This is a genomic window from Terrabacter sp. BE26 (assembly GCF_041941675.1).
In the GTDB taxonomy this organism is placed as follows: Bacteria; Actinomycetota; Actinomycetes; order Actinomycetales; family Dermatophilaceae; genus Terrabacter.
Window position 1 is genome coordinate 4086439 of sequence record NZ_CP090122.1, and the last position, 20093, is coordinate 4106531.

18 protein-coding genes and 3 tRNA genes are annotated in these 20093 nt (G+C 70.2%); 10 read left to right on the forward strand and 11 right to left on the reverse strand.

All coding sequences use genetic code 11. The features are described 5' to 3' along the window. The first annotated feature begins 137 nt into the window (after positions 1-137). From LQK93_RS18685 to LQK93_RS18700, 4 genes are all read left to right on the forward strand, one after another. A complete protein-coding gene (locus tag LQK93_RS18685; RefSeq protein ID WP_374969263.1) occupies positions 138-380 on the forward strand; it encodes a GNAT family N-acetyltransferase in 243 nt (80 codons plus the stop codon). 83 nt (positions 381-463) lie between these two features. Then, positions 464-1039, forward strand: a complete 576-nt coding sequence (locus LQK93_RS18690) for a hypothetical protein (RefSeq protein WP_374969264.1) — start codon at positions 464-466, stop codon at positions 1037-1039. Positions 1040-1311: 272 nt separating this feature from the next. Next, positions 1312-1467, forward strand: a complete 156-nt coding sequence (locus LQK93_RS18695; RefSeq protein ID WP_374969265.1) for a hypothetical protein — start codon at positions 1312-1314, stop codon at positions 1465-1467. A gap of 446 nt (positions 1468-1913) precedes the next feature. After that, positions 1914-2531, forward strand: coding sequence for a TMEM175 family protein (locus LQK93_RS18700; RefSeq protein WP_374969266.1), 618 nt, complete (start codon positions 1914-1916; stop codon positions 2529-2531). 125 nt (positions 2532-2656) lie between these two features. Here the strand turns inward: LQK93_RS18700 and LQK93_RS18705 are convergent, their stop codons facing one another. The 3 genes from LQK93_RS18705 to LQK93_RS18715 form a co-directional block, all read right to left on the reverse strand. Beyond that, positions 2657-3571 (reverse strand): alpha/beta fold hydrolase, encoded by a 915-nt coding sequence (locus LQK93_RS18705; protein WP_374969267.1) that lies wholly within the window; start codon positions 3569-3571, stop codon positions 2657-2659. A 1-nt stretch (position 3572) separates the two neighbouring features. Further along, the gene (locus tag LQK93_RS18710; protein ID WP_374969268.1) at positions 3573-4265 is read right to left on the reverse strand and encodes an alpha/beta fold hydrolase; all 693 of its coding nucleotides are present in this window, start codon (positions 4263-4265) and stop codon (positions 3573-3575) included. 161 nt (positions 4266-4426) lie between these two features. Beyond that, positions 4427-5635, reverse strand: a complete 1209-nt coding sequence (locus LQK93_RS18715; protein WP_374969269.1) for an epoxide hydrolase family protein — start codon at positions 5633-5635, stop codon at positions 4427-4429. A gap of 258 nt (positions 5636-5893) precedes the next feature. Between LQK93_RS18715 and LQK93_RS18720 the strand changes: the two genes are divergently transcribed. After that, positions 5894-6838 carry an alpha/beta fold hydrolase gene (locus tag LQK93_RS18720; protein WP_374969270.1) on the forward strand — a complete coding sequence of 315 codons (945 nt, stop codon included), beginning with the start codon at positions 5894-5896 and terminating at the stop codon, positions 6836-6838. A gap of 130 nt (positions 6839-6968) precedes the next feature. Continuing rightward, positions 6969-7424 (forward strand): cytidine deaminase, encoded by a 456-nt coding sequence (locus LQK93_RS18725; protein WP_374969271.1) that lies wholly within the window; start codon positions 6969-6971, stop codon positions 7422-7424. Positions 7425-7633: 209 nt separating this feature from the next. Here LQK93_RS18725 and LQK93_RS18730 read toward each other — a convergent pair whose 3' ends face one another. Further along, positions 7634-8401, reverse strand: a complete 768-nt coding sequence (locus LQK93_RS18730; RefSeq protein WP_374969272.1) for a phosphotransferase family protein — start codon at positions 8399-8401, stop codon at positions 7634-7636. A gap of 149 nt (positions 8402-8550) precedes the next feature. Further along, the gene (locus LQK93_RS18735; protein WP_374971546.1) at positions 8551-9228 is read right to left on the reverse strand and encodes a VOC family protein; all 678 of its coding nucleotides are present in this window, start codon (positions 9226-9228) and stop codon (positions 8551-8553) included. Positions 9229-9439: 211 nt separating this feature from the next. On the opposite strand from LQK93_RS18735, the gene LQK93_RS18740 reads away from it, so the two are divergent. Further along, positions 9440-11014, forward strand: a complete 1575-nt coding sequence (locus tag LQK93_RS18740; protein ID WP_374969273.1) for a Na+/H+ antiporter — start codon at positions 9440-9442, stop codon at positions 11012-11014. Positions 11015-11108: 94 nt separating this feature from the next. After that, the gene (locus LQK93_RS18745; RefSeq protein ID WP_374969274.1) at positions 11109-13475 is read left to right on the forward strand and encodes an ATP-binding cassette domain-containing protein; all 2367 of its coding nucleotides are present in this window, start codon (positions 11109-11111) and stop codon (positions 13473-13475) included. Positions 13476-13626: 151 nt separating this feature from the next. On the opposite strand, the gene LQK93_RS18750 is transcribed toward LQK93_RS18745, so the two are convergent. The 4 genes from LQK93_RS18750 to LQK93_RS18765 all read right to left on the reverse strand — a co-directional run bounded on the left by LQK93_RS18750 (position 13627) and on the right by LQK93_RS18765 (position 15199). After that, positions 13627-13701, reverse strand: a tRNA-Val gene (locus LQK93_RS18750). 44 nt (positions 13702-13745) lie between these two features. Continuing rightward, positions 13746-13816 (reverse strand) — tRNA-Cys (locus tag LQK93_RS18755). Positions 13817-13844: 28 nt separating this feature from the next. Next, positions 13845-13917, reverse strand: a tRNA-Gly gene (locus tag LQK93_RS18760). Between the two features lie 91 nt (positions 13918-14008). After that, entirely contained in the window at positions 14009-15199 is a 1191-nt protein-coding gene (locus LQK93_RS18765) for a YihY/virulence factor BrkB family protein (protein WP_374969275.1), read from the reverse strand. Between the two features lie 102 nt (positions 15200-15301). Here LQK93_RS18765 and LQK93_RS18770 point away from each other — a divergent pair, with 102 nt between their 5' ends. After that, the gene (locus LQK93_RS18770; protein WP_374969276.1) at positions 15302-16942 is read left to right on the forward strand and encodes an acyl-CoA dehydrogenase family protein; all 1641 of its coding nucleotides are present in this window, start codon (positions 15302-15304) and stop codon (positions 16940-16942) included. Positions 16943-17006: 64 nt separating this feature from the next. Here LQK93_RS18770 and LQK93_RS18775 read toward each other — a convergent pair whose 3' ends face one another. Next, complete coding sequence (locus tag LQK93_RS18775) at positions 17007-17981, reverse strand: polyphosphate kinase 2 family protein (RefSeq protein ID WP_374969277.1); 975 nt, start codon at positions 17979-17981, stop codon at positions 17007-17009. A 105-nt stretch (positions 17982-18086) separates the two neighbouring features. On the opposite strand from LQK93_RS18775, the gene LQK93_RS18780 reads away from it, so the two are divergent. Further along, positions 18087-18830, forward strand: coding sequence for a dihydrofolate reductase family protein (locus tag LQK93_RS18780; protein ID WP_374969278.1), 744 nt, complete (start codon positions 18087-18089; stop codon positions 18828-18830). 78 nt (positions 18831-18908) lie between these two features. On the opposite strand, the gene LQK93_RS18785 is transcribed toward LQK93_RS18780, so the two are convergent. Continuing rightward, the gene (locus LQK93_RS18785) at positions 18909-20078 is read right to left on the reverse strand and encodes an alpha/beta hydrolase (protein ID WP_374969279.1); all 1170 of its coding nucleotides are present in this window, start codon (positions 20076-20078) and stop codon (positions 18909-18911) included. Positions 20079-20093 lie beyond the last annotated feature (15 nt).

Here is a 20093-nt window from a genome sequence, read left to right on the forward strand (position 1 = left end):
TACACCCATCGGCCGAACGACCTGGCGGAAGAGGTCGACGCGGCGCGCCTCCGACGGGGACGACCTCGTGGGCGTGGAGGGTATGCCGCTCTCGAGCGAGGACATGGCGCATCGCGTCGCCGACCGTGCGGCCTGGGATGTCGTCCTCGACGCGGCGCGCCATCGAGCACGTTCCGGAGCTGCTCGGCCCCGGCAATCGCCTGGGCCTGGCCGTCGAAGCCGACAACACCCCAGCAGTGCGCCTGTACGAGTCCTTGGGCTTCGAGCGTCATCCCACGATCGCGCCAGTTGACGTCTGGACCTGGACGGATGAAAACGGCGTGACCCATGAGCAGTGCGACCCCTGCACCTACTGGACTCGGGAACCACTCTCGCTTTGAAGGTCCACCTTGGCGCTCTTCGTCGTCGCCGCCGGAAAGCACTGTGTCCTCTGGCCCGACCCATCCCTGGCAGACTGCCGCTCGTGACTGGTAGCGCGATCGTGCTTGCTGGCGTGTCGAGCGTCGGGAAGACGTCCGTGTCCGAACACCTGCAACTGGTGCTTCGCGAGCCGTACCTGCGTGTCGGCCTCGACCACTTCTTTTCGATGTTCCCCTACGAGTGGCGCGACCACCCCCGCGGTCCCGGACCAGGATTCTGGGTCGACGAGACCCTCGACCCGGACGGCTCTCCCCGCGCCAGGATCCACTACGGCGAAGCGGGCGCGCGGATGCTGACCGGGATGCGCGCCGCAGTCAACGCACTGCTGGCCAGCGGCAACAACGTCATCATCGACGAGATGCCTGTCGACGACTCGATCATCCCCGCGTGGCGTCAGGACCTGCGTGCCGCCTCCACGTTATGGGTCCGGTTGACTGCCTCCCTTCCCGTTCTGGAGGAGCGCGAACACGCTCGGACGAAGGGCCGGCAGTTGGGCAACTCCCGCGGACACTTCAACGTGGGGTCGGAAGGCAAATGGGATCTCGTCATCGACACGGACAACCTCGCGCCATCCGAGACGGCCGCCAAGATCGTCCGGGCGCTGGGCAGCGAAGACTGATCGCAAGTCGGGAGGAGGTTCCGGCATGGCCCGAGTGCTGCTGACCGGGATGTCCGGCGCAGGCAAGAGCACCGTCCTCGACGCTCTTGCCCGCGCGGCTACACGACCGTGGACACCGACTACGACGGCTGGGAACTGCCCGGCGCGATGTGGGACGAGCCGCAGATGAGCGCGTTGCTCAGCCAGCACGACACCATCGCCGTCAGCGGGACAGCACAGAACCAGGCCGCCTCTACGACAGGTTCGAGCGCCCGTACAAGTCCCTTCGCATCGTGTTCTCGGCGACGATCGTCGGAGGCAACCTCGGCACTACAGAGGTCGGCGGCTCCACCGACTTCGCCCAGTGGTTGCCGCTCGACCAGGTTGGGGGGCTCCGGGCCACAGCGGACATTGTCGACATCGCCTACGCGGCCATGGCCGCTGAATAGACGCACTCATCTGCAGCCGGTGGACCACGCGATTTCCCTGCTCGTAAGGGGGCGGACGTCACGATGTGGGCCGGTGGGTTCGCGAGCGTGCTTCACCGAAGAGGCGACGACGCGTCAGACCCCGGCCTGGCCCTCCGGCCCTGCCAAAGAGCCACCGTTCGATGTCAGAGCCGAGAGAATGGGCGCACGCTGACGAAGGCGCCGCATCGCGAGTCCGCCGTGGTGCCCACCGTGCGGAGCGTTCCGGAGGCGCCCCTCGTACCAGGAGTCGTCATGGCAACCACGGCAGCTCGAAACCGCGATCGCAACCCCTCGCCGGTGCCACGAGAGGCTGCGCCTGCACTGCCGGTGATCGCCGCGGTCCTCAGCCCGTTGTGCCGATCCCCCGTCGCGACGCGCACCCGAGGGCGCCTGTTCCCCGCCGACACTCCGGCTCGTGTGCGCTGATGGCGGCGACGAGCGCACAAGGCGCGGGTGCACGCAACGCCTCACGGGAGGGTCCCGGTCTGGGTCGAGTCCTGACGCTGACCGACGCGGTGGTCGCCATAGCCATGACGCTGCTGGTGCTGCCCCTGGTCGAAGTCGCCGGACAGGTCGGTACGAACAGCATCGGCGCCTACCTGGCCAACCACGGCAACCTGTTCCTGTCCTTCGCCATCAGCTTCGTGGTGATCTACGTCTTCTGGGCCGCGCACAGCGTCGCGTTCCGCCGGGTCGAGGAGACGCACACCGAGGTCCCAGCTCTGTACCTGCTGAACCTCGGCTGGCTGCTTCTGATCGCCTTCTTGCCCTTCCCCACCGCCGTCGTCGGGCGCGCGCTGACGACAACCTCGGCACCCGTGTACATCGGCACCATGACCGTGCTCTCCGCGCTCACCGCCGGCATCATCACGGTGACCGACCGAGCCATCGGACCGCCCCGACGAACCGGTTGGGCATGGCTGACCACGGCCGTCTTCGGCGTGTGTTGCGTCGTGAGCCTCGCCAATGCCGACCTGGGAATGCTGGCACTGCTGTCAGTCGCAGTCGTCCGGGCCGTAGAGAGGAGAATGCTCGCCCACTGACCCCATCGCGGGGTCGCGACAGCATCACGGTTCCTGCGCCACCTCTACTGCCGCTGATCGGTCGTGCCGATGAGCAAGCCGCAGCGCTTCTCAACTTGCGGCGCGATCGAGGTGCCCCGCCTGCGTCAGGATGCGAAGTTGTCGACGTCCGTGATTGCCTCGACGAAGGGCTCGGGTGCTTCCTGAGGCAGGTTGTGTCCGACTCCGCCGGAGACGGTTCGGTGGGTGTACTTGCCCGAGAACTTGCCGGCATACGCGTTGGGCTCGGGGTGGGGTGCCCCGTTGGCGTCACCTTCGAGGCTGATCGTGGGCACCGAGATTTCTGGAGTCGCAGCGAGCTGCTCCTCCAGGTCGTCGTACCGGGACTCGCCGGGCGCCAGCCCGAGCCGCCAGCGGTAGTTGTGGATCACGATGTCGACGTGGTCGGGGTTGTCGAAGGAACCGGCGGTGCGGTCGAAGGTCTCGTCATCGAAGCCCCACTGCGGGGACGCGGTGTGCCAGATCAGCTTCGCGAAGTCCCGTCGGTAGCGGTCGTAGCCGGCCCGACCCCGTTCGGTGGCGAAGTAGAACTGGTACCACCACGAGAGCTCGGCCGCTGGTGGCAGCGGCGACCTGTTCACCGTCGGGTTGCCGATCAGGTAGCCGCTGACCGACACCATCGCCCGGCACCGCTGAGGCCAGAGCGCGGCGACGACGTTGGCCGTCCGAGCGCCCCAGTCAAACCCTGCGAGGATCGCCGAGCCGATGTGCAGCGCATCCATGAGATCGATGACGTCGGCAGCGAGGGCGGCCTGTTGGCCGTTGCGCACCGTCTCGCCTGAACGAAAGCGGGTGGTCCCGAAGCCCCGGACGAACGGCACCACGACGCGATAGCCCGCCTCGGCGAGCAGTGGTGCGGCATCGGCGTAGCTGTGGATGTCGTACGGCCAGCCGTGCAGGAGCAGGACAGGCCGACCGTCTGCCGGCCCGGCGACCACGTAACCGACATCCAGGGCGCCGGCGTCGATCTGGCGCACTGGTCCCCACGACTGGGTGTTCATCTCAGCTGACCTTGGCGAGGGCTTCCTCGATCACGTCGGTGACGATGTCCGGCTTGGAAAGCATGATCAGGTGGGAGCCGTCGACCTCGGTGATCTGTGCTCCGGCCCGCGCGGCGTGCGCGCGCACCACATCGGTTCCGGCGGCCCGGTCCTGGGTGGCCACCACCGCCCACGAGGGCAGCCTCTTCCAGGCCGGTGCTCCCGATGGTTCGGAGAATGCAAGCTCTGACACCGGTCGCTGGATCACGCCGATCAGGGCCGCCTGCGCCTGGGGCAGGTCGGCCGCGAACGCGTCATGTGCCTTGGCGGGGTCGAGCGTGAACTCCGTTGCCGTGGTCCCGTTCTGCGGGTACTGCCGCGGTACCTGTGCGGACCCCAGGACGCTGTCCTTGGACTCGGCAGTGCTCTCGCCCAGCCGTTCCCCCTCGTCTGGGGCGAAGGCGGCGACGAACACCAGGCCGGCCACGTTGGCGGCGTCGGCCGCGGCGTTCGAGATCACCGCACCCCCGTACGAGTGCCCTACCAGGAGCACCCGGCCGGGGATCTGCTGGATCAGCTTTGCGACATACGCGCTGTCGATCGCGATGCCGCGCAGCGGGTTTGCGGCAGCGACCACCGGGACGCCCTTCGCCTGCAGGCGTTCGATCACGCCGCTCCAGCTCGAGCTGTCGGCGAATGCGCCGTGAACCAGCACGACGGTCAGTGGCGGGGAGCTCGTTGTTGACTGTGACATGGTCATACCTCCTGGGTGGTCAGACTGTGAACAGGTGGCGGCGGCCGCTGGTGCCGGCGGATTCGTGGTGGGTGGCCCCGACTGGGCACGGCACCATCTCTTGACTCAGGAAGCCGCCGGGGTCAGCTGCGTAGCGGGCGGAACGCGGCCCGGAGCTCGGCGGCGAACAGCTCGGGCTCCTCCCAGGCGGCGAAGTGCCCGCCCCGGTCGGCTTCGTTGAAGTAGGTGAGGGTGGGATAGGCCTGCTCGGCCCAGCTGTGCGGTGTCTGCCAGATCTCGCCCGGGAAGGTGGTGAAGCCGACCGGGACCCGGACGGGAGGTGGCGGCGTCGGGTTCTGTGCGGCGGGTGCGTCCGGCCCGTAGGCCTCCCAGTACGACCGGGCCGCCGAGGCCCCGGTGCCGGTCAGCCAGTAGGTGGTGATGTTGTCCAGGACGTGGTCGGGGGTCAGGTTGCCGGAGGGCTGCCCGTCGACGAAGGCCCGGGAGATCTTGTAGTAGGCGTCGGTGTCGTGGTCGACCATCCAGGCAGCCAGGGCTGCGGGCGAGTCCAGGAGTGCGTAGCCGATCGTCTGCGGCCGGGTGGACTGCTCCACGAAGTAGCCGTTGCCGCTGGTCTGGAACGTCTTGATCGCTGCCAGCGCCGATCGCTCCTGCTCCGTTCTCGACGGCAGGGCGGCCGGGTCGTTCAACGCCGGCACGAGCAGGTTGGTGTGGATCCCGACCAGTCCCTCCCGTGCCTGGCGCCCCATCGCGTCGGTGACGCCGGCGCCCACGTCACCGCCCTGCGCCACGAAGCGGGTGTAGCCCAGTCGGCGCATCAACTCCGCCCAGGCGCGAGCCGTGCGGCCCAGGTCCCAGCCGACCTCGGTCGGCGCGCTCGAGAACCCATAGCCGGGCAGGGATGGCAGTACCACATGAAAGGCGTCCTGGACGCTGCCGCCGTACATCGTGGGGTCGGTGAGCGGACCGATCGAGTCGAGCAGCTCCATGACCGAGCCCGGCCAGCCGTGCGTCATGATCAGCGGGAGCGCGTCCTCGTGCCGTGACCGCACGTGCAGGAAGTGGATCTCCACACCATCGATCTGCGTCATGAACTGTGGCCGCTCGTTCAGCCGCGCCTGGACGCGGCCGAGGTCGTACCCGCTCCTCCAGCGGGTGCAGATGGCCTGCAGCGTGGCCAGCTGCACGCCCTGCGAGCGATCCTCGACGAGCTCCCGGCTCGGCCAGCGAGTCGCGGCAAGGCGACGCTCCAAGTCATCGAGCGCCTCGTGCGGTACAGCCGCCGAGAACGGACGGATGGCATCGGCTCGCTGCTCCGTGGACGTTGACACGATCGAACCTCCTGGAAACGCGGGTTCAGTTTTCCCAGCAGGCTGACACGCGCCGGGGGCACATGACTCATCCCTCGGGGATGATGCCCAGCACCATTCGGGATAGGAGTCTCGCCATAGGGTCGAGTCCTCCGGTTGGGGCCAGTCCATGCCGGGCGAATGAACCGCTGGAGCCCTCGCGGGGGCTCATTGACTGGTCAGCAACTCCATTGCACCCCCTGACCGAGCCGTCCCTCCGACAACTCCCAGGGAGGCGACATGAGCGACAACACGAACCGCAGTGGCGGCACCAGTGGACTGATGGACCAGCAGGCGTCGTGGCTCGGAGACGGCGACTTCCGTGAGGGTTACGCCGACGTCGGCGACGTGCGACTGCACTACGTGGAGGCCGGCGAAGGCCCGCTGGTCGTCCTGCTGCACGGCTTCCCCGAGTTCTGGTACGGGTGGAGGCAGCAGATCGAGCCTCTCGCGGCGGCAGGATTCCGCGTCGTCGCCCCGGACATGCGCGGCTACAACCTGTCCTCGCGGCCCGAACCGGTCAGCGACTACGAGATCGGCAAGCTGAGCGCCGACCTCGGTGGGCTCATCGCGGAGCGCGGCGCCGAGAAGGCACTGCTGGTCGGGCACGACTGGGGCGGAACCGTCGCCTGGGCCACGGCGATGAACCATCCCGAGGCCGTGGACCGGCTGGCCATCCTCAACGCTGCCCACCCGCGCAAGCTGTCACAGGGACTCCACCATCCCAGCCAGCTGCGCAAATCCTGGTATTTCTTCTTCTTCGCCCTCCCAGACCTGCCGGAGTCGGTCGTGCACGCCAACGACTGGCACTTCTTCCGCCACTTCCTGCACGACGCCAACCCGCCCTACACGCCTGAGGAGATCGACCACTACGTGGAGGCATGGTCGCAGCCAGGGGCCGCGACCGGGATGATCAACTACTACCGCTCCTCGGTGAGGACCCCGCAGAAGGATGCAGAGGCGGCGATCCGCCCGGTTCAGGCGCCCACCCTCGTCATCTGGGGCGAGAAGGACGCTTACCTCGGCCAGGACCTCGCCGAACCTGAGCACGACGACGTACCCAACCTCGACCGCGTGGAACGCCTGCCGGCCGCGTCGCACTGGGTGCATCACGACGCGGCTCACCAGGTCACCCAGCTGCTCGCCGACTTCTTCGCCCCCGCCCGGAACGCGAAGCACCGCTGACAAGTTGAGCGGTGGGACGTCGGGAAAGCCGCCCCGGAAGGGACGGACCCGACGAGACAGACCGACACCTCGTGCGACCGTAGACAGCGCGGGAGCAGCGTCCTGGCAGGTGTCACGGCACACTGGGTTCGTGCCCCAATCAGAGAACCCACGGGCGGCAAGCACCGGGACGAGGTTGTCGGACGCTGAACTGATCGCCCGAGCGGCCGAAGCCCTCAACCCGCAACTTCTCGCCGCGGGGTTCTGGGTCGCGGACGTCGGCGCGGCCGTCGAAGCAACGGACGGGCGGGTCTACACAGGCGCCTGCATCGGCGGCTACCTGTCGATCTGTGCCGAGATGGCCGCGCTGAGCCAACTCCTCTCGACCACAGCACCGACCATCACTCGAGTTGTAGCCGTCTGGCGAGACCCCAGCGATGGGGTCTTGTACGTCATCCCACCTTGCGGTCGCTGTCGAGAGTTCATGAAGACCCTGTCGCAGGAGAACCTCGAGACGACGGTCATCCTGGGACCGGACCACACGGCCACCTTGCGTGCCCTCCTCCCCTATCCCGGCTGGCACGCCGAGCGAGTCGATCCGCGCTGACCGGTCCCTCGCGCTCAGGGGGCACCAACAGCGAATCGCCCGGGCAATGCTTGCGGTCGACCAAGTCGACCCCACGGGAGGACGTCCGCCACGCCAGAGAGCGCAGAACGCCGTTCCACGCCGCAGATCGCTGGATCGGTAACCCGCTGAGCCGTGTCCCACGGACGACGGGCATCCGCTGGCTGAACGCGTCGGTGACGTCCCCGCGACTAGTGGGGCTGAAGCTGTGATCTGAGGACGTCCACCTCGCACCCCGGGGCGAAGGGGTCGAAGCCATGCTCGTCGAGCCATCGGATGGCGGTGAGGCTACGCAAGGACCACCAGCCGCGAACCGCGTCAAGGTCGACGCCGGAGCCGTATCCCGCCACGACGTCCTCGAGATGCTCCCGGTGCCCGAGCGTCAAGCTCGCGATGTCGTACATGCCGTCGCCCCGGCCGGCCTCCGACCAGTCGAGGATGCCAGTGACGGTGACGTTGCCCCGTCCCGCGCCGTCCTCGTCGACGAAGACGTGAGCCACCTGGAGGTCGCCGTGCATGAAGACCGGGGGCCGGGGACGCCGCGCGGCCTCAGCGATCGCCCGATTGCGCCTGACCAGGTCTTGAGGCAATACGTCGTTCGCGATGAGCCAGCTGCACTCGGCGTCAAGGCTTGCCATCTTCTCGTCCAGACCGGTTCCCGGCCACGAGGGCACGGCCGCGTCGTGCAGCCTGCGGACGACGGCGCCGGCGGCGGACCAGGCCTCGGCCGACGCGCTGGAGGGGTGTCCGAGGCGCGCGATGGCGCGTCCTCGCAGGGCCGCGAGAGCGACCACGGGGGGGCTGCGCCACAGGATGGCGGCCGTCGGGACGGGTGCTGCCGCCATAGCCCTCACCTCGCGATCGGCGCGATCCTGGTCGCCGTCGACTTTGAGGAACACCTCGCCGACGCGGAGTGTGGCGCGCTCGTGATGGGCGACCACGACCGCGACCTCGTCCACGTCGGTCAGTCTGACGCACGGCCGGGCCACTCTCCTAGGGCTTTCCCGCAGGCGACATCGAAGAAGTGGGGGCTCGGATGTGCGCCGTCACACCGGCGCTGCGTCACCACGGCCGCACGCCTGTGGGGCTGCCCAGGTGCCCGCCGCTCTCACTCTTCCTCAGGACCGCTCATGTCACCCGATCGAGTCTCGGCGCCGTCGGGCCAGGAGGCGATGCACACGCGGTTGCCGGCTCGGTCCGACAGAATCCAGAACGCTGGCGCCGCGGCGTCCTCGACCACGCGACCGCCAGCCGCCAGGGCCGCCTCCAGGCGCGCCGCAGCGTGCTCGCGTGCCACCGACACGTCGACGTGCATGGCGTGTCGCAAAGGCTTGGCCGGGTCGAGCTCCTGCATCCAGAACGTCGACCCGTGCCCGAGCGGGTCGGCGCCGTTGTCGTCGGCGAGCGTGTCATAGCCCAGCACGGCCCGCCAGAACTCGACGTCGAGGTCGCCGGGACGGGCGGCCACTGCGAGCTGGACTTCCTGAACGGCACTGCGGTCGGCCACACCTCCCTGACGTCGGGCCACGTGGGAGATCGCGCGTGCGACGTCGATGTGGTGCGGTTCGAGGAACTCGACGCCACGCGTGAGCCGCACGGTCAGGCGGCGATCACTGAGCGTCAGGAGGACAGCCGCGTCGGCCACCCCTTCCACCGTGGCGATCTCGGACGCCAAGGCAGCCGCCTCGGCAATCGAGCCCACCTCGTACGCGGCTGCCGCTCCGCCGTGCAACACCACCCAGTCCTCGACCCCGTCGGCTGAGAGGAAGTCCCGCCATCCCTGCATGCTCACGAGCAGACTCCATCACGGAACCACGATGTGGTGCATCCCATGAACGACTCTCCTGCTCCTCGGACAGCCGTCCGACGTGCCGGGCCGAGGATGGCTACGTCGCTTGCCTCGAAACGACCGGACCTGCGAGGTGTGAGTGAGCGAGGGCGTGGCCCGCCGCCGGTCAGAGGTGGTCGGCAGGGCTGCGGCCAGTCAAGATGAATTCGTGTTCGGACTCGAGATGGTCGTGCTGCTCGGTGTCGCCCTGGTCGCGTGCGGCGCGCTGGCGCGTCGCTACCCGATCGCGCCGGCGATCCTGCTGGTGCTGGCGGGAGTGCTGGTCGGTTTTGTGCCGCAGCTGCGGCAGGCCCAGCTGCCCCCGGAGGTCGTGCTGCTCGTGTTCCTGCCGGCCCTGCTGTACTGGGAGAGCCTGACGACCTCGCTGCGCGAGATCAGGAACAACCTGCGCGTCGTCGTCCTCAGCAGCACCGTGTTGGTGGCCGCCACTGCTGCCGCCGTCGCCGCGGCCGCGCATGCACTGGGGCTCGCCTGGGGGCCGGCGTGGGTGCTCGGCGCCGCGCTGGCACCCACCGACGCGACGGCGGTCGGCGTCCTGGCCCGCGACCTGCCGCGCCGCACCGTCACCGTGCTCCGCGCCGAGAGCCTCGTCAACGACGGCACCGCGCTCGTCCTCTACGGGCTGGCGGTGGGAGTGACGGTCGGTGAGCAGGAGCTCTCGCCTTCGCACGTCGCCTGGCTGCTGGCGTGGTCGTACGTCGGGGGCGTGCTCGCCGGCGCCCTCGTCGGCCTGCTCAGCTGGCAGGTGCGCCGCCGGATGGACGACCCGATGCTCGAGAGCATCGCGATGCTGGTGACGCCGTTCGCCGCGTTCCTGCTCGCCGACGCCGCCCACGCCTCCGGCGTGCTGGCCGTCGTCTGCTGCGGACTGTTCATGAGCCAGGTGTCGCCACGGATCACCGGGGCCGCGGCGCGCCAGATCATGCTGCCGTTCTGGTCGCTGTCCACCACAGTGCTCAGCAGTGCGCTCTTCGTGCTCGTGGGGATCTCCGTCCAGTCCGCCTTCCGGGATCTGAGCAGCGCCACCATCTCGCGGGCGCTCGTCGACGTCCTCGTCGTCACCGCCGTCGTGATCGGGGTGCGGTGGGCGTGGGTCTACACCACGCCGTACGTGATCCGGCTCCTCGACCGCCGTCCCGCCCAGCGGTTGCGCCGCGTCTCGGCGCGGCAGCGCACCGTCACCGCGGTCGCCGGGTTCCGCGGCGCCGTGTCCCTCGCCGCGGTCCTCGCCGTGCCGCACACCCTGCACTCGGGTGCGCCGTTCCCCGACAGGGATCTCATAGTGCTGATCGCCTGCGGGGTCATCGTGCTGACCCTGCTCCAAGCGCTGTTCCTGCCAGCGGTCGTGCGCTTTGCGCGGCTGCCCAAGGACACGGCGGTCGACGAGGAGCTCCAGTTCGCCGACGAGTACTCCCTCGAGGCGGCGATCGATGCTCTCGACACCACAGCCAACGAGCTCGGTAGCGGCGATGCGGTGGTCAAGCGGGTACGCCGAGAGCTGGACAAGCAGCGGCTGCTGGCGTCCGCTGGTGAAGGGGACGACCCCATCATCGAGCACGACGACCAGTACCGAGACCTCTCACTCGCGCTCCTCGGCCGACGACGCGACGCGCTCCTCGACCTGCGCGACAAGCAGCGCATCGATGACATCGTGCTGCGCCGGCTGCAGCACCGTCTCGACCAGGAGGAGGTGCGGTTCGCGCGTGCGAACCCCCTGGAGTGAAGCAGGTCCCTAGCGAGGTCACGGGTCGAGTCGGGGGTCCTCGTCCGCAGGGCCGAGACGGGTGCACCGGTGCGTTGCGGGGTAAGGCAGGCATGTGAGCACCGAGGAGACCGACCACTTCGTCCGCGTCCGCGGCGCAAGCGAGCACAACCTGCGCAACGTCGACGTCGACGTCCCGCGCGACGCGATGGTGGCGTTCACCGGGGTCTCCGGCTCGGGCAAGTCCTCGCTGGCGTTCGGCACGCTCTACGCGGAGGCGCAGCGCCGCTACTTCGAGTCGGTGGCGCCGTACGCCCGCCGGCTGCTGCAGCAGGTCGGCGCTCCGCACGTCCAGGAGGTCACCGGCCTGCCGCCCGCGGTGGCCCTCCAGCAACGCCGGGGCGCCGCGACCTCCCGCTCGTCGGTCGGCACCATCACGACGCTGTCGAACCTGCTGCGGATGCTCTACTCGCGGGCCGGCGACTACCCCGAGGGCGCCGAGCACCTTGCCGCAGAGGCGTTCTCGCCCAACACCGTGGCCGGCGCCTGCCCGCGCTGCCACGGGCTGGGGGTCGTGCACGACGTCACCGAGGAGCTGCTGGTCCCTGACCCGTCCCTGAGCATCCGCGAGGGCGCGATCGCTGCCTGGCCGGGAGCCTGGCAGGGCGCCAACCTGCGCAGCATCGTCAGCGGTCTCGGCATCGACGTCGACAAGCCGTGGCGCACGCTGCGGAAGAAGGACCGCGACTGGCTGCTCTACACCGACGAGCAGCCGTCGGTACTCATCAAGCCCGAACGCGACCGCATCGACTACGGCTACTACGGCAAGTTCTGGAGCGCGCGCAAGCACGTCATGCACGTGCTGGCGGACTCCAAGAGCGACCGGATGCGCGAGCGGGCCCTGAAGTTCGTCGTGGACGCGCCCTGCCCCGTCTGCCATGGCAGCGGGCTGCGACCGGAGGCCCTCGCGGTGACCTTCGCCGGCCGTTCGATCGCCGAGGTCAACCGGCTGCCGCTCACCGAGGTCGTCGCGGTGCTGCGGCCGTACGCCGAGCAGCCCGAGGAGGCGGGCGAGGTCGCCGTACGTCTCTGCAGAGACCTGGTCGCGCGCGTCGAGGTGCTCCTCGACCTCGGCCTGGGCTACCTCAGCCTCGGGCGGAGCTCGACCACGCTCTCCCCCGGGGAGGCGCAGCGCCTGCGGATCGCCACCCAGCTCCGCTCCGGGCTGTTCGGAGTCGTCTACGTCCTCGACGAGCCCTCCGCCGGGCTGCACCCCGCGGACGCCGAACCGCTGCTCGACGTGTTGGACCGGCTGAAGGCCTCGGGCAACTCGCTGTTCGTCGTGGAGCACGACATGGACGTCGTACGACGCGCCGACTGGGTCGTCGACATCGGTCCGGGTGCGGGCGAGGCCGGCGGACGGGTGCTCTACAGCGGTCCGATAGAGGGGCTGCAGGCCGTGGCGGAGTCCGCCACCAGCGCCCACCTGTTCGGCCGTGCCGAGCGGCTCGAGCACACCGTGCGCGTCCCGCAGGGCTGGCTGCAGCTGGCCGGCATCACCCGCCACAACCTGGTCGATCTGTCCGTCGACATCCCGCTCTGTGTGCTGACCGCCGTCACCGGCGTCTCCGGGTCCGGCAAGTCGACGCTGGTCAGCCAGGTCCTCGCCGAGGACCCGGCGGTCGGTGACCAGTTCGACCGGCTCGTGCTCGTCGACCAGCGGCCGATCGGCCGGACGCCGCGGTCCAACCTCGCGACGTACACCGGCCTCTTCGACTCAGTGCGCAAGCTATTCGCCGCGACCGACGAGGCGCGTGAGCGCGGGTACGGTGCCGGCCGGTTCTCCTTCAACGTGCCCGAGGGCCGCTGCGAGACCTGCCAGGGCGAGGGGTTCGTCGCCGTCGAGCTGATGTTCCTGCCCGGCACGTACGCGCCGTGCCCCACCTGCCACGGCGCGCGCTACAACGAGGAGACCCTCGAGATCACCTACCGTGGCAAGAACGTCGCGGAGGTGCTCGCGCTCTCCGTCGACGAGGCGGCGACGTTCCTCGCCGACGCGCCGGCCGCCGCGAGAAGCCTCCGGACGCTGCGCGACGTCGGGCTGGGCTACCTGCGGCTGGGGCAGCCGGCCACCGAGCTGAGCGGAGGAGAGGCGCAGCGCATCAAGCTCGCCACCGAGCTGCAGCGGGCGCACCGCGGCCACGCGCTCTACCTGCTCGACGAGCCGACCTCGGGGCTGCACCCCGCCGACACCGCGCTGCTGCTGCGCCAGCTGCACCGCCTCGTCGACGCCTGCAACACCGTGGTCCTCGTCGAGCACGACCTCGACGCCATCGCCACCGCCGACTGGGTCATCGACCTCGGCCCCGGCGGCGGGGACGCGGGCGGCCAGGTCGTCGCCACCGGCACCCCGACCGAGGTCGCGAAGGCCAAGGGCAGCGCGACCGCGCCGTACCTTGCCCGCCGGCTCGCGCGGGCCTGAACCGACGAGGGTCAGCGCTCGCGCCGCTCCCCTCGCTCCTGCGGGCGGTGGGTCGCTCAGTTGGTCACTCAGCGCCTGCGCGGCCCCGCGGCCGCACGAGATGCGAACAGCCCCCGACCTGCGTCTCCGCTGGCCAGGGGCTGTTTCGTACTGGTGGGCGATACTGGGTTTGAACCAGTGACCTCTTCCGTGTCAAGGAAGCGCGCTACCGCTGCGCCAATCGCCCGTGGGTGGTACTGGTACTGCTGCGTCCTGCGTGGTGTCTCACCGAGGTGGAGACGGGATTTGAACCCGTGTACGCGGCTTTGCAGGCCGCTGCCTCGCCTCTCGGCCACTCCACCGTGGAAGGCAAGTGGATCTTTGCCTCCGAGCGGACGACCGGGCTCGAACCGGCGACCTCAACCTTGGCAAGGTTGCGCTCTACCAACTGAGCTACGTCCGCGGGAACACCAGCGGTGTAACTTCCCCGCTCGGTGCTTGCTAGACATTAGCCGATCGGTCCACGAGATACAAAACCGGCTGCTGTGCCCCGGTCAGGGCCGCCCCTCAGGCGGATTCGCGGTCTGCGAGGGTCCCGCCGAACCCTCCCTCGACCCCTCCCCCACCCCACGCCGGACGGCCGCGCCGAGAGCTCCTGGCTCCTTGCTGCGGAACTGTTGGTCGTCTCCACGGTCGGGTGTGTCGTCACCGTGCGCCGCACCTGAACCCGTCCCGACACCGGCTCCCGACCCAGCGCCGGGCCTCGTGGCCGACCCGCCGCCACTGCCCTCGCCGTGTCCCAGCAAGGCACCGGCGCCCTCCTTGGCCCAGTTGACCAGGCGGACGTCCGTGCCCTCGTGCAGGTCGACGGGCCACAGGATGCGCAGCGCCGCGTTCATCCCGGCGCCGATGAGGATGGCTATCGCCAGGGCGTACAGCCACACCAGCAGGACGATGGGCGTGCTGAGCGGCCCGTAGATCGACGAGCCCCCCATCGATGCCTCGAGCGAGATCCGCACGACGTAGGACGCCACCATCCAGATGGCCATCGCCAGAACCGCGCCCGGAAGGTCGCGCCGCCAGGGGCTGCGGTGCGGCGTGGACACGTGGTACAGCGAGGCGAGGAGCACCACGCCGAAGGCGATGAGCGCCGGCCAGTAGAGCGCGCGGGTGACGGTTGCGGCCACGTCCGGAAGCCAGGAGGACAGCAGCCCGGGTCCGAGGAGCATCAGTGGAAGCACGATGACGGCCGAGACGATGCCGATCGAGTAGAGCAGGAGGCTGAAGGCCCGCATGTGCACGATCCCGCGAGCACCGTTCTGCCCGTACATGATCGACACCGTGTCCACGAAGACGTTGAGGGCGCGGGATCCCGACCAGAGCGAGAGCACGAAGCCGACCGAGACGATGTCGACGCGGCCTCTGCCGAGGACGTCGGAGACGGTCGGCAGGAGCAGCTCCTTGATGCTGGACTCGGAGAGGAAGCGCGAGGCGTACGCCTCGACGGCCGACACGATGTTCTGTGTCGTGGCTGCCCCGATCCAGTTGCCGACGAAGCCCAGCCCGCCGAAGAGCCCGAGCACCAGCGGCGGGAGGCTGAGCAGCATGAAGAACGCGCCCTCGGCCGCCAGCCCGGTCACCCGGTAGCGCAGGCACACGCGGAACGTCTCCCGGGCCAGCCGGCCGAGCCGGAGGCCCCACCGCACCCGCTCCAGCACTGCTCGAGTCCTCGTCCGCGCGCTCATCGTGGTCCGAGGCTAACGGGGTCAGGGCCACACCGTGACCCGTGACTAGCGCGACACCCGGCGCTCTCCTGCCCCGGCCCGATCAGGCCCTACCCTCGGCGGGTGAGCACACACGAGGTGACCAACCAGGTCCCGCCCTTCCTCGGCAGCGACTTCCTCCTCGACGACGGCGCGCTCCGCGAGTCCGTCGAGCGCTGGGCCGGGCCATCTGCCGTGGCCGAGCTGGCCCCCCTCGGCGCCCTGGCCGGCACCGAGCGGGCCCAGGAGCAGGCGCGGCTCGCCGACACCCACCCGCCCGTCCTGCGGACTCACGACGCGCGGGGCAACCGGATCGACGAGGTCGAGTTCCACCCCTCCTGGCACTGGCTCATGACGCGCGCCGTCGGCGCCGGCCTCACCGCCGAGCCATGGACCGCGGCCGCCGGCTCGGGAGCGCACGTCCGTCGCGCTGCCGGCTTCCTCCTGTGGTCGCGGGTCGAGGCCGGCCACGGCTGTCCCGTCTCGATGACGTATGCGGCCGGCTCGGCCCTGCGGCACGACCCCACCCTGGCCGAGCGCTGGCTCCCGGCCCTCGCGAGCCGCGAGTACGACTTCGGCATCCGGCCCGTGGCGCAGAAGGCCGGGGCCATCGCCGGCATGGGGATGACCGAGAAGCAGGGCGGCTCGGACGTGCGCAGCAACACCACCCGCGCCGTCGCGGCACCCGGTGGGCCGCTGCCCGGCGAGACCTACCGGCTCACCGGCCACAAGTGGTTCTGCTCGGCGCCCATGAGCGACGTCTTCCTCATGCTGGCGCAGGCGCCGGGTGGCCTCACCTGCTTCGTCGTGCCCCGAGCCCTCGACGACGGCACCCGCAACGCCTTCGCCCTGCAGCGCCTCAAGGACAAGCTCGGCAACCACTCCAACGCCTCCAGCGAGGTGGAGCTCGAGGGGACCTGGGCGAGCCGCCTGGGCGAGGAGGGTCGTGGCGTCCGGACGATCATCGACATGGTCGGCGCCACCCGTCTCGACTGCGTGCTGGGATCGAGCGCCACCATGCGCGACGCGGTCGCCCGGGCCGTGCACCACGCCCGGCACCGGTCGGCTTTCGGCGCACCGCTCGTCGACCAGCCCCTGATGCGCAACGTCCTGGCCGACCTCGCCCTCGAGGCCGAGGCCGCCACCGTCCTCGGCCTCCGCCTGGCCCACGCGGTCGACACCGGCGAGACCGTGCTCGCACGCATCGGGGTGGCGCTCGGGAAGTTCTGGGTGTGCAAGCGGACGGCCCCCGTGGTCGCCGAAGCCCTCGAGTGCCTGGGCGGCAACGGCTACGTCGAGGAGAACGGCCTGGCCCGGCTCTACCGCGAAGCGCCACTGAACTCGATCTGGGAGGGCTCCGGCAACGTCAACGCCCTCGACGTGATGCGCGCCGTGACCCGCGAACCGACCACCCTCGAAGCCCTCACGAAGGAGCTGCACGTGGTTCGCGGCCACAGCTCCGAGCTCGATGGCTACGTGGATTCCGCTCTGGCACAAGCGCGTTCACTGGATCCGGCGTCGGCCGAGGCGACCTTCGGGGCGCGCGCCGTCGTCGAGCGTCTCGCCCTCGCCCTGCAGGCCGCCCTGCTGGTCCGACACTCCCCCGGCCCTGTTGCCGACGCCTTCGTCGCGAGCCGGATCGCCGGGCGGCGCGGCCACACCTTCGGGTCGCTGGACGTCGACCTCGCGGGCGCCGCCGCTGCCCTGATCGCGCGCGCCGGCTGAGACCGCGCCGCTCGTGTCGCGTGGCCGTCACCGGCAGCCGCGTCGGACGCCACACGTCCTCGGGTCAGCTGAGCGCCAGCCGCTTGCGCTCCCCCTCGACGTCGAAGTCGGCGGGCGGCCACTGCAGGCTCATGTCGCGCAGTGCGTCGAGGAGCAGCTGCTGCACCGCGAGCCGGGCGTACCACTTGCGGTCTGCCGGGACGACGTGCCAGGGGGCGCCGACCGTGGACGTCTTGTCGAGGACCGCCTGGTACGCCTGCATGTAGGCGTCCCAGTGCCCGCGCTCGTCGATGTCCCCCGGGTTGAACTTGTAGTACTTCTCGGGGCTGTCGAGTCGCTGGAGGAGACGCGCCTTCTGCTCGTCCCTCGAGATGTGCAGCATGACCTTGACGACAGTGGTTCCCGCAGCGACGACCTTCCGCTCGAAGGCGTTGATCTGTGCGTAGCGCTTCGACCACACCTCCTCCGGGACGATGTCGTGGACCCGGACGACGAGGACATCCTCGTACTGCGAGCGGTCGAAGACCCCCAGCTGTCCCGGCGCCGGGAGGGCCCTGTCGATGCGCCAGAGGAAGTCGTGCGACAGCTCCTCCTTGCTCGGCGCCTTGAACGCGGTGGCCTTGACGCCCTCGGGGTTGACCGAGATGACGTGCCGCATGATGCCGCCCTTGCCGGAGGTGTCCATGCCCTGCACGATCAGCAGGACCGACCGCTTCCCGCCGGCCGTGGACTCGGCCCAGAGGCGCTCGAGCTGGTCGGACAGCTCGGCCTCGCAGGCGCGCAGCGCGGCCTTGCCCTCGAGCTTGTTGCCGGTGAAACCCGGTGTGCCGGAGGTGTCCACGAAGGCGAGATCGAAGCCCTTGCCGACGCGCAAGGCGTTGCCGATGTCCTTGATCTCCTTGACGGCGTCCGCCTCGTGCTCCGCAACCCGCTCGTCCTGCTCCGCCGCGTCCTCCACCACGGCAGCGGCCAGCTTGCCGCTCCGCGCCGTCGCGTCCGTCTTGCCCTTGCCCTTCTTGCCCTTCGCGCCCTTGCCCATGGCGACATCCTGCCCGAGCCAGAGTCCGCGCGGCGGGATGCACGAAGGATGCGCTCGTCTGCTGCGTCGCACCGACAGCCCGTCACGTCGCGGATACTGGCGGGCATGCGACTGCTCGTCCCCGGCCGTTCCGGCCTGCCCGCTCTCGCCGACCTCGACGACGCGGGCCTCTTCACCGCGTATGCCGCCCCGGGTGGACCGTGGGTGCGCTGCAACATGATCACCTCGCTCGACGGTGCCGCCACCGGCCCCGACGGTCGGTCGGGCTCGCTCAACAACGTCGCCGACCACGTCGTCTTCGAGGTGCTGCGGGCACTCAGCCAGGTGCTCGTCGTCGGGGCGGGCACCGTTCGGGCCGAGGGCTATCCCCCTCTGTCCGTTGCCGGCTCGCTGCTGGACCTGCGTCGCGGCCTCGGCCTGCCCGACGTGCTCCCCCTCGTCGCGGTCAGCAACCGCGGAGAGGTCCCCCCGACGCTGAGCGGCTGCCGTGACGGCCGGGCGCTCATGGCCCTACCCGCCTCCTCGCCGGGCCTGGCCCAGGCCCGACGCGACCTCGGCGACGAGAACGTCCTCGTCTGCGGCGAGGACGAGGTCGAGGTCGCCGCGCTGCTGTCGGCCCTGCACGGGCGAGGGTGGGACCACGTCCTCACGGAGGGCGGACCGACCCTGCTGGCCGCGTTCCTCGCGGCGGGCCGGCTGGACGAGCTGTGCTTCACCATCGCCCCACAGGTCGTCGGTGGGGAGCACCGCCGGCCCGTTGCGCCGCAGGGCCCCCCGCTCGACCTGGACCTCGAGCTGCTCGTCGAGCAGGACGACACGCTCATGGGACGGTGGCTGGTGCGGCGCTGAGCGGGCGACGTGCGCGCCCTTGATGCCCCGGAGACACGAACCTACGGCCGCGGGGGGGCCCACCGACTCCGCTTGGACTCAGCGGCTCTCGACGAACTCGCGCAGCACCCGCTCCCAGCGCTGAGGGTCCTGGTTCCACTCGCGGCAGTGCCCGGCGGTCTCCCACCGCTCGAGCCGGACGAGATCGGGCCGCCGCCCCGCGAGAGCCACGGCGGGGCCGGCGGGGACGAAGTCGTCGCCGTCCGAGACGATGACGAGCATCGGGTGGCGCAGCTCGCCCGCCCGGGCGACCCAGTCGGTGCGGGCGACGTCGATGGGCTCGTGGACCCCCACGAGGCGACGGCTGCGGCGTGAGCCCATCAGGTCGGTGGCGACACGCACGAGCAGCACCGGCACCTTGCGCAGCCTTCCGTGGTGCCGGAGCACCACACCCCAGTCGACCACCGGGGAGTCGAGGGCGACGCCCACGACGTGGGGCGCCAGCGGAGAGCGGTCGAGCGCCTGCAGCACGATCGCGCCACCCATCGACCACCCGAGGAGGAGTATCCGGCTCGCACCGTGCGACACGGCATACGCCATGGCCGCCTCGATGTCGCGCCACTCCGACAGGCCCAGGCTGTAGCGCCCGTCGAGTCCGCGCGGCGCGTCCCGGTCGTTGCGGTAGGCGGTGACCAGGCTGGTCCAGCCCGCGCGGCGCAGGACGGGCACGGCACGCAGCGTCTCCTCCTTGCGTGCCCCGCGACCGTGGACCAGCACCGCCCAGTCCGTCCCGGGGGCGCCGCCCTCGGGGCGGACGAGCCAGCCGGGAAGGGCACCGACGTCGGACTCGATGTACACATCCTCGTCGGGCACGCCGAGGCTCACCGAGGGCCGGTCCCAGTAGTAGTACTGGTTCCAGCGTGCGGTTCCGACCTCGAGCCGTCCTCGGTCGACGGCGAGCAGCCGTCGCGTCACGGTTTGGGCGCCCTCGTCGACGACCTCACCGACACGCGCGTGACCGGACCCCCCGTCGAGCCAGACGCCGAAGCGCCCGGCAGCCAGGGTGTCGAGGGTCGTCGCGAAGGTGACGGACTGCCGGTCGTGGGCGACGATCTCGACATCGTCGGGCTGCAGCTCGTCCGGTGTCACGACCTTGCGGGCGAAGTAGGCGGCTGCTGCCAGTGAGCCGGTCGCCGCGCCCAGCAGCGAGCCGGTGCCCGCGGCCGCCGCCACGAGCACCGGACGGGAGACCACACGGCGCACCGGCACGGTCCCATCGTGGCG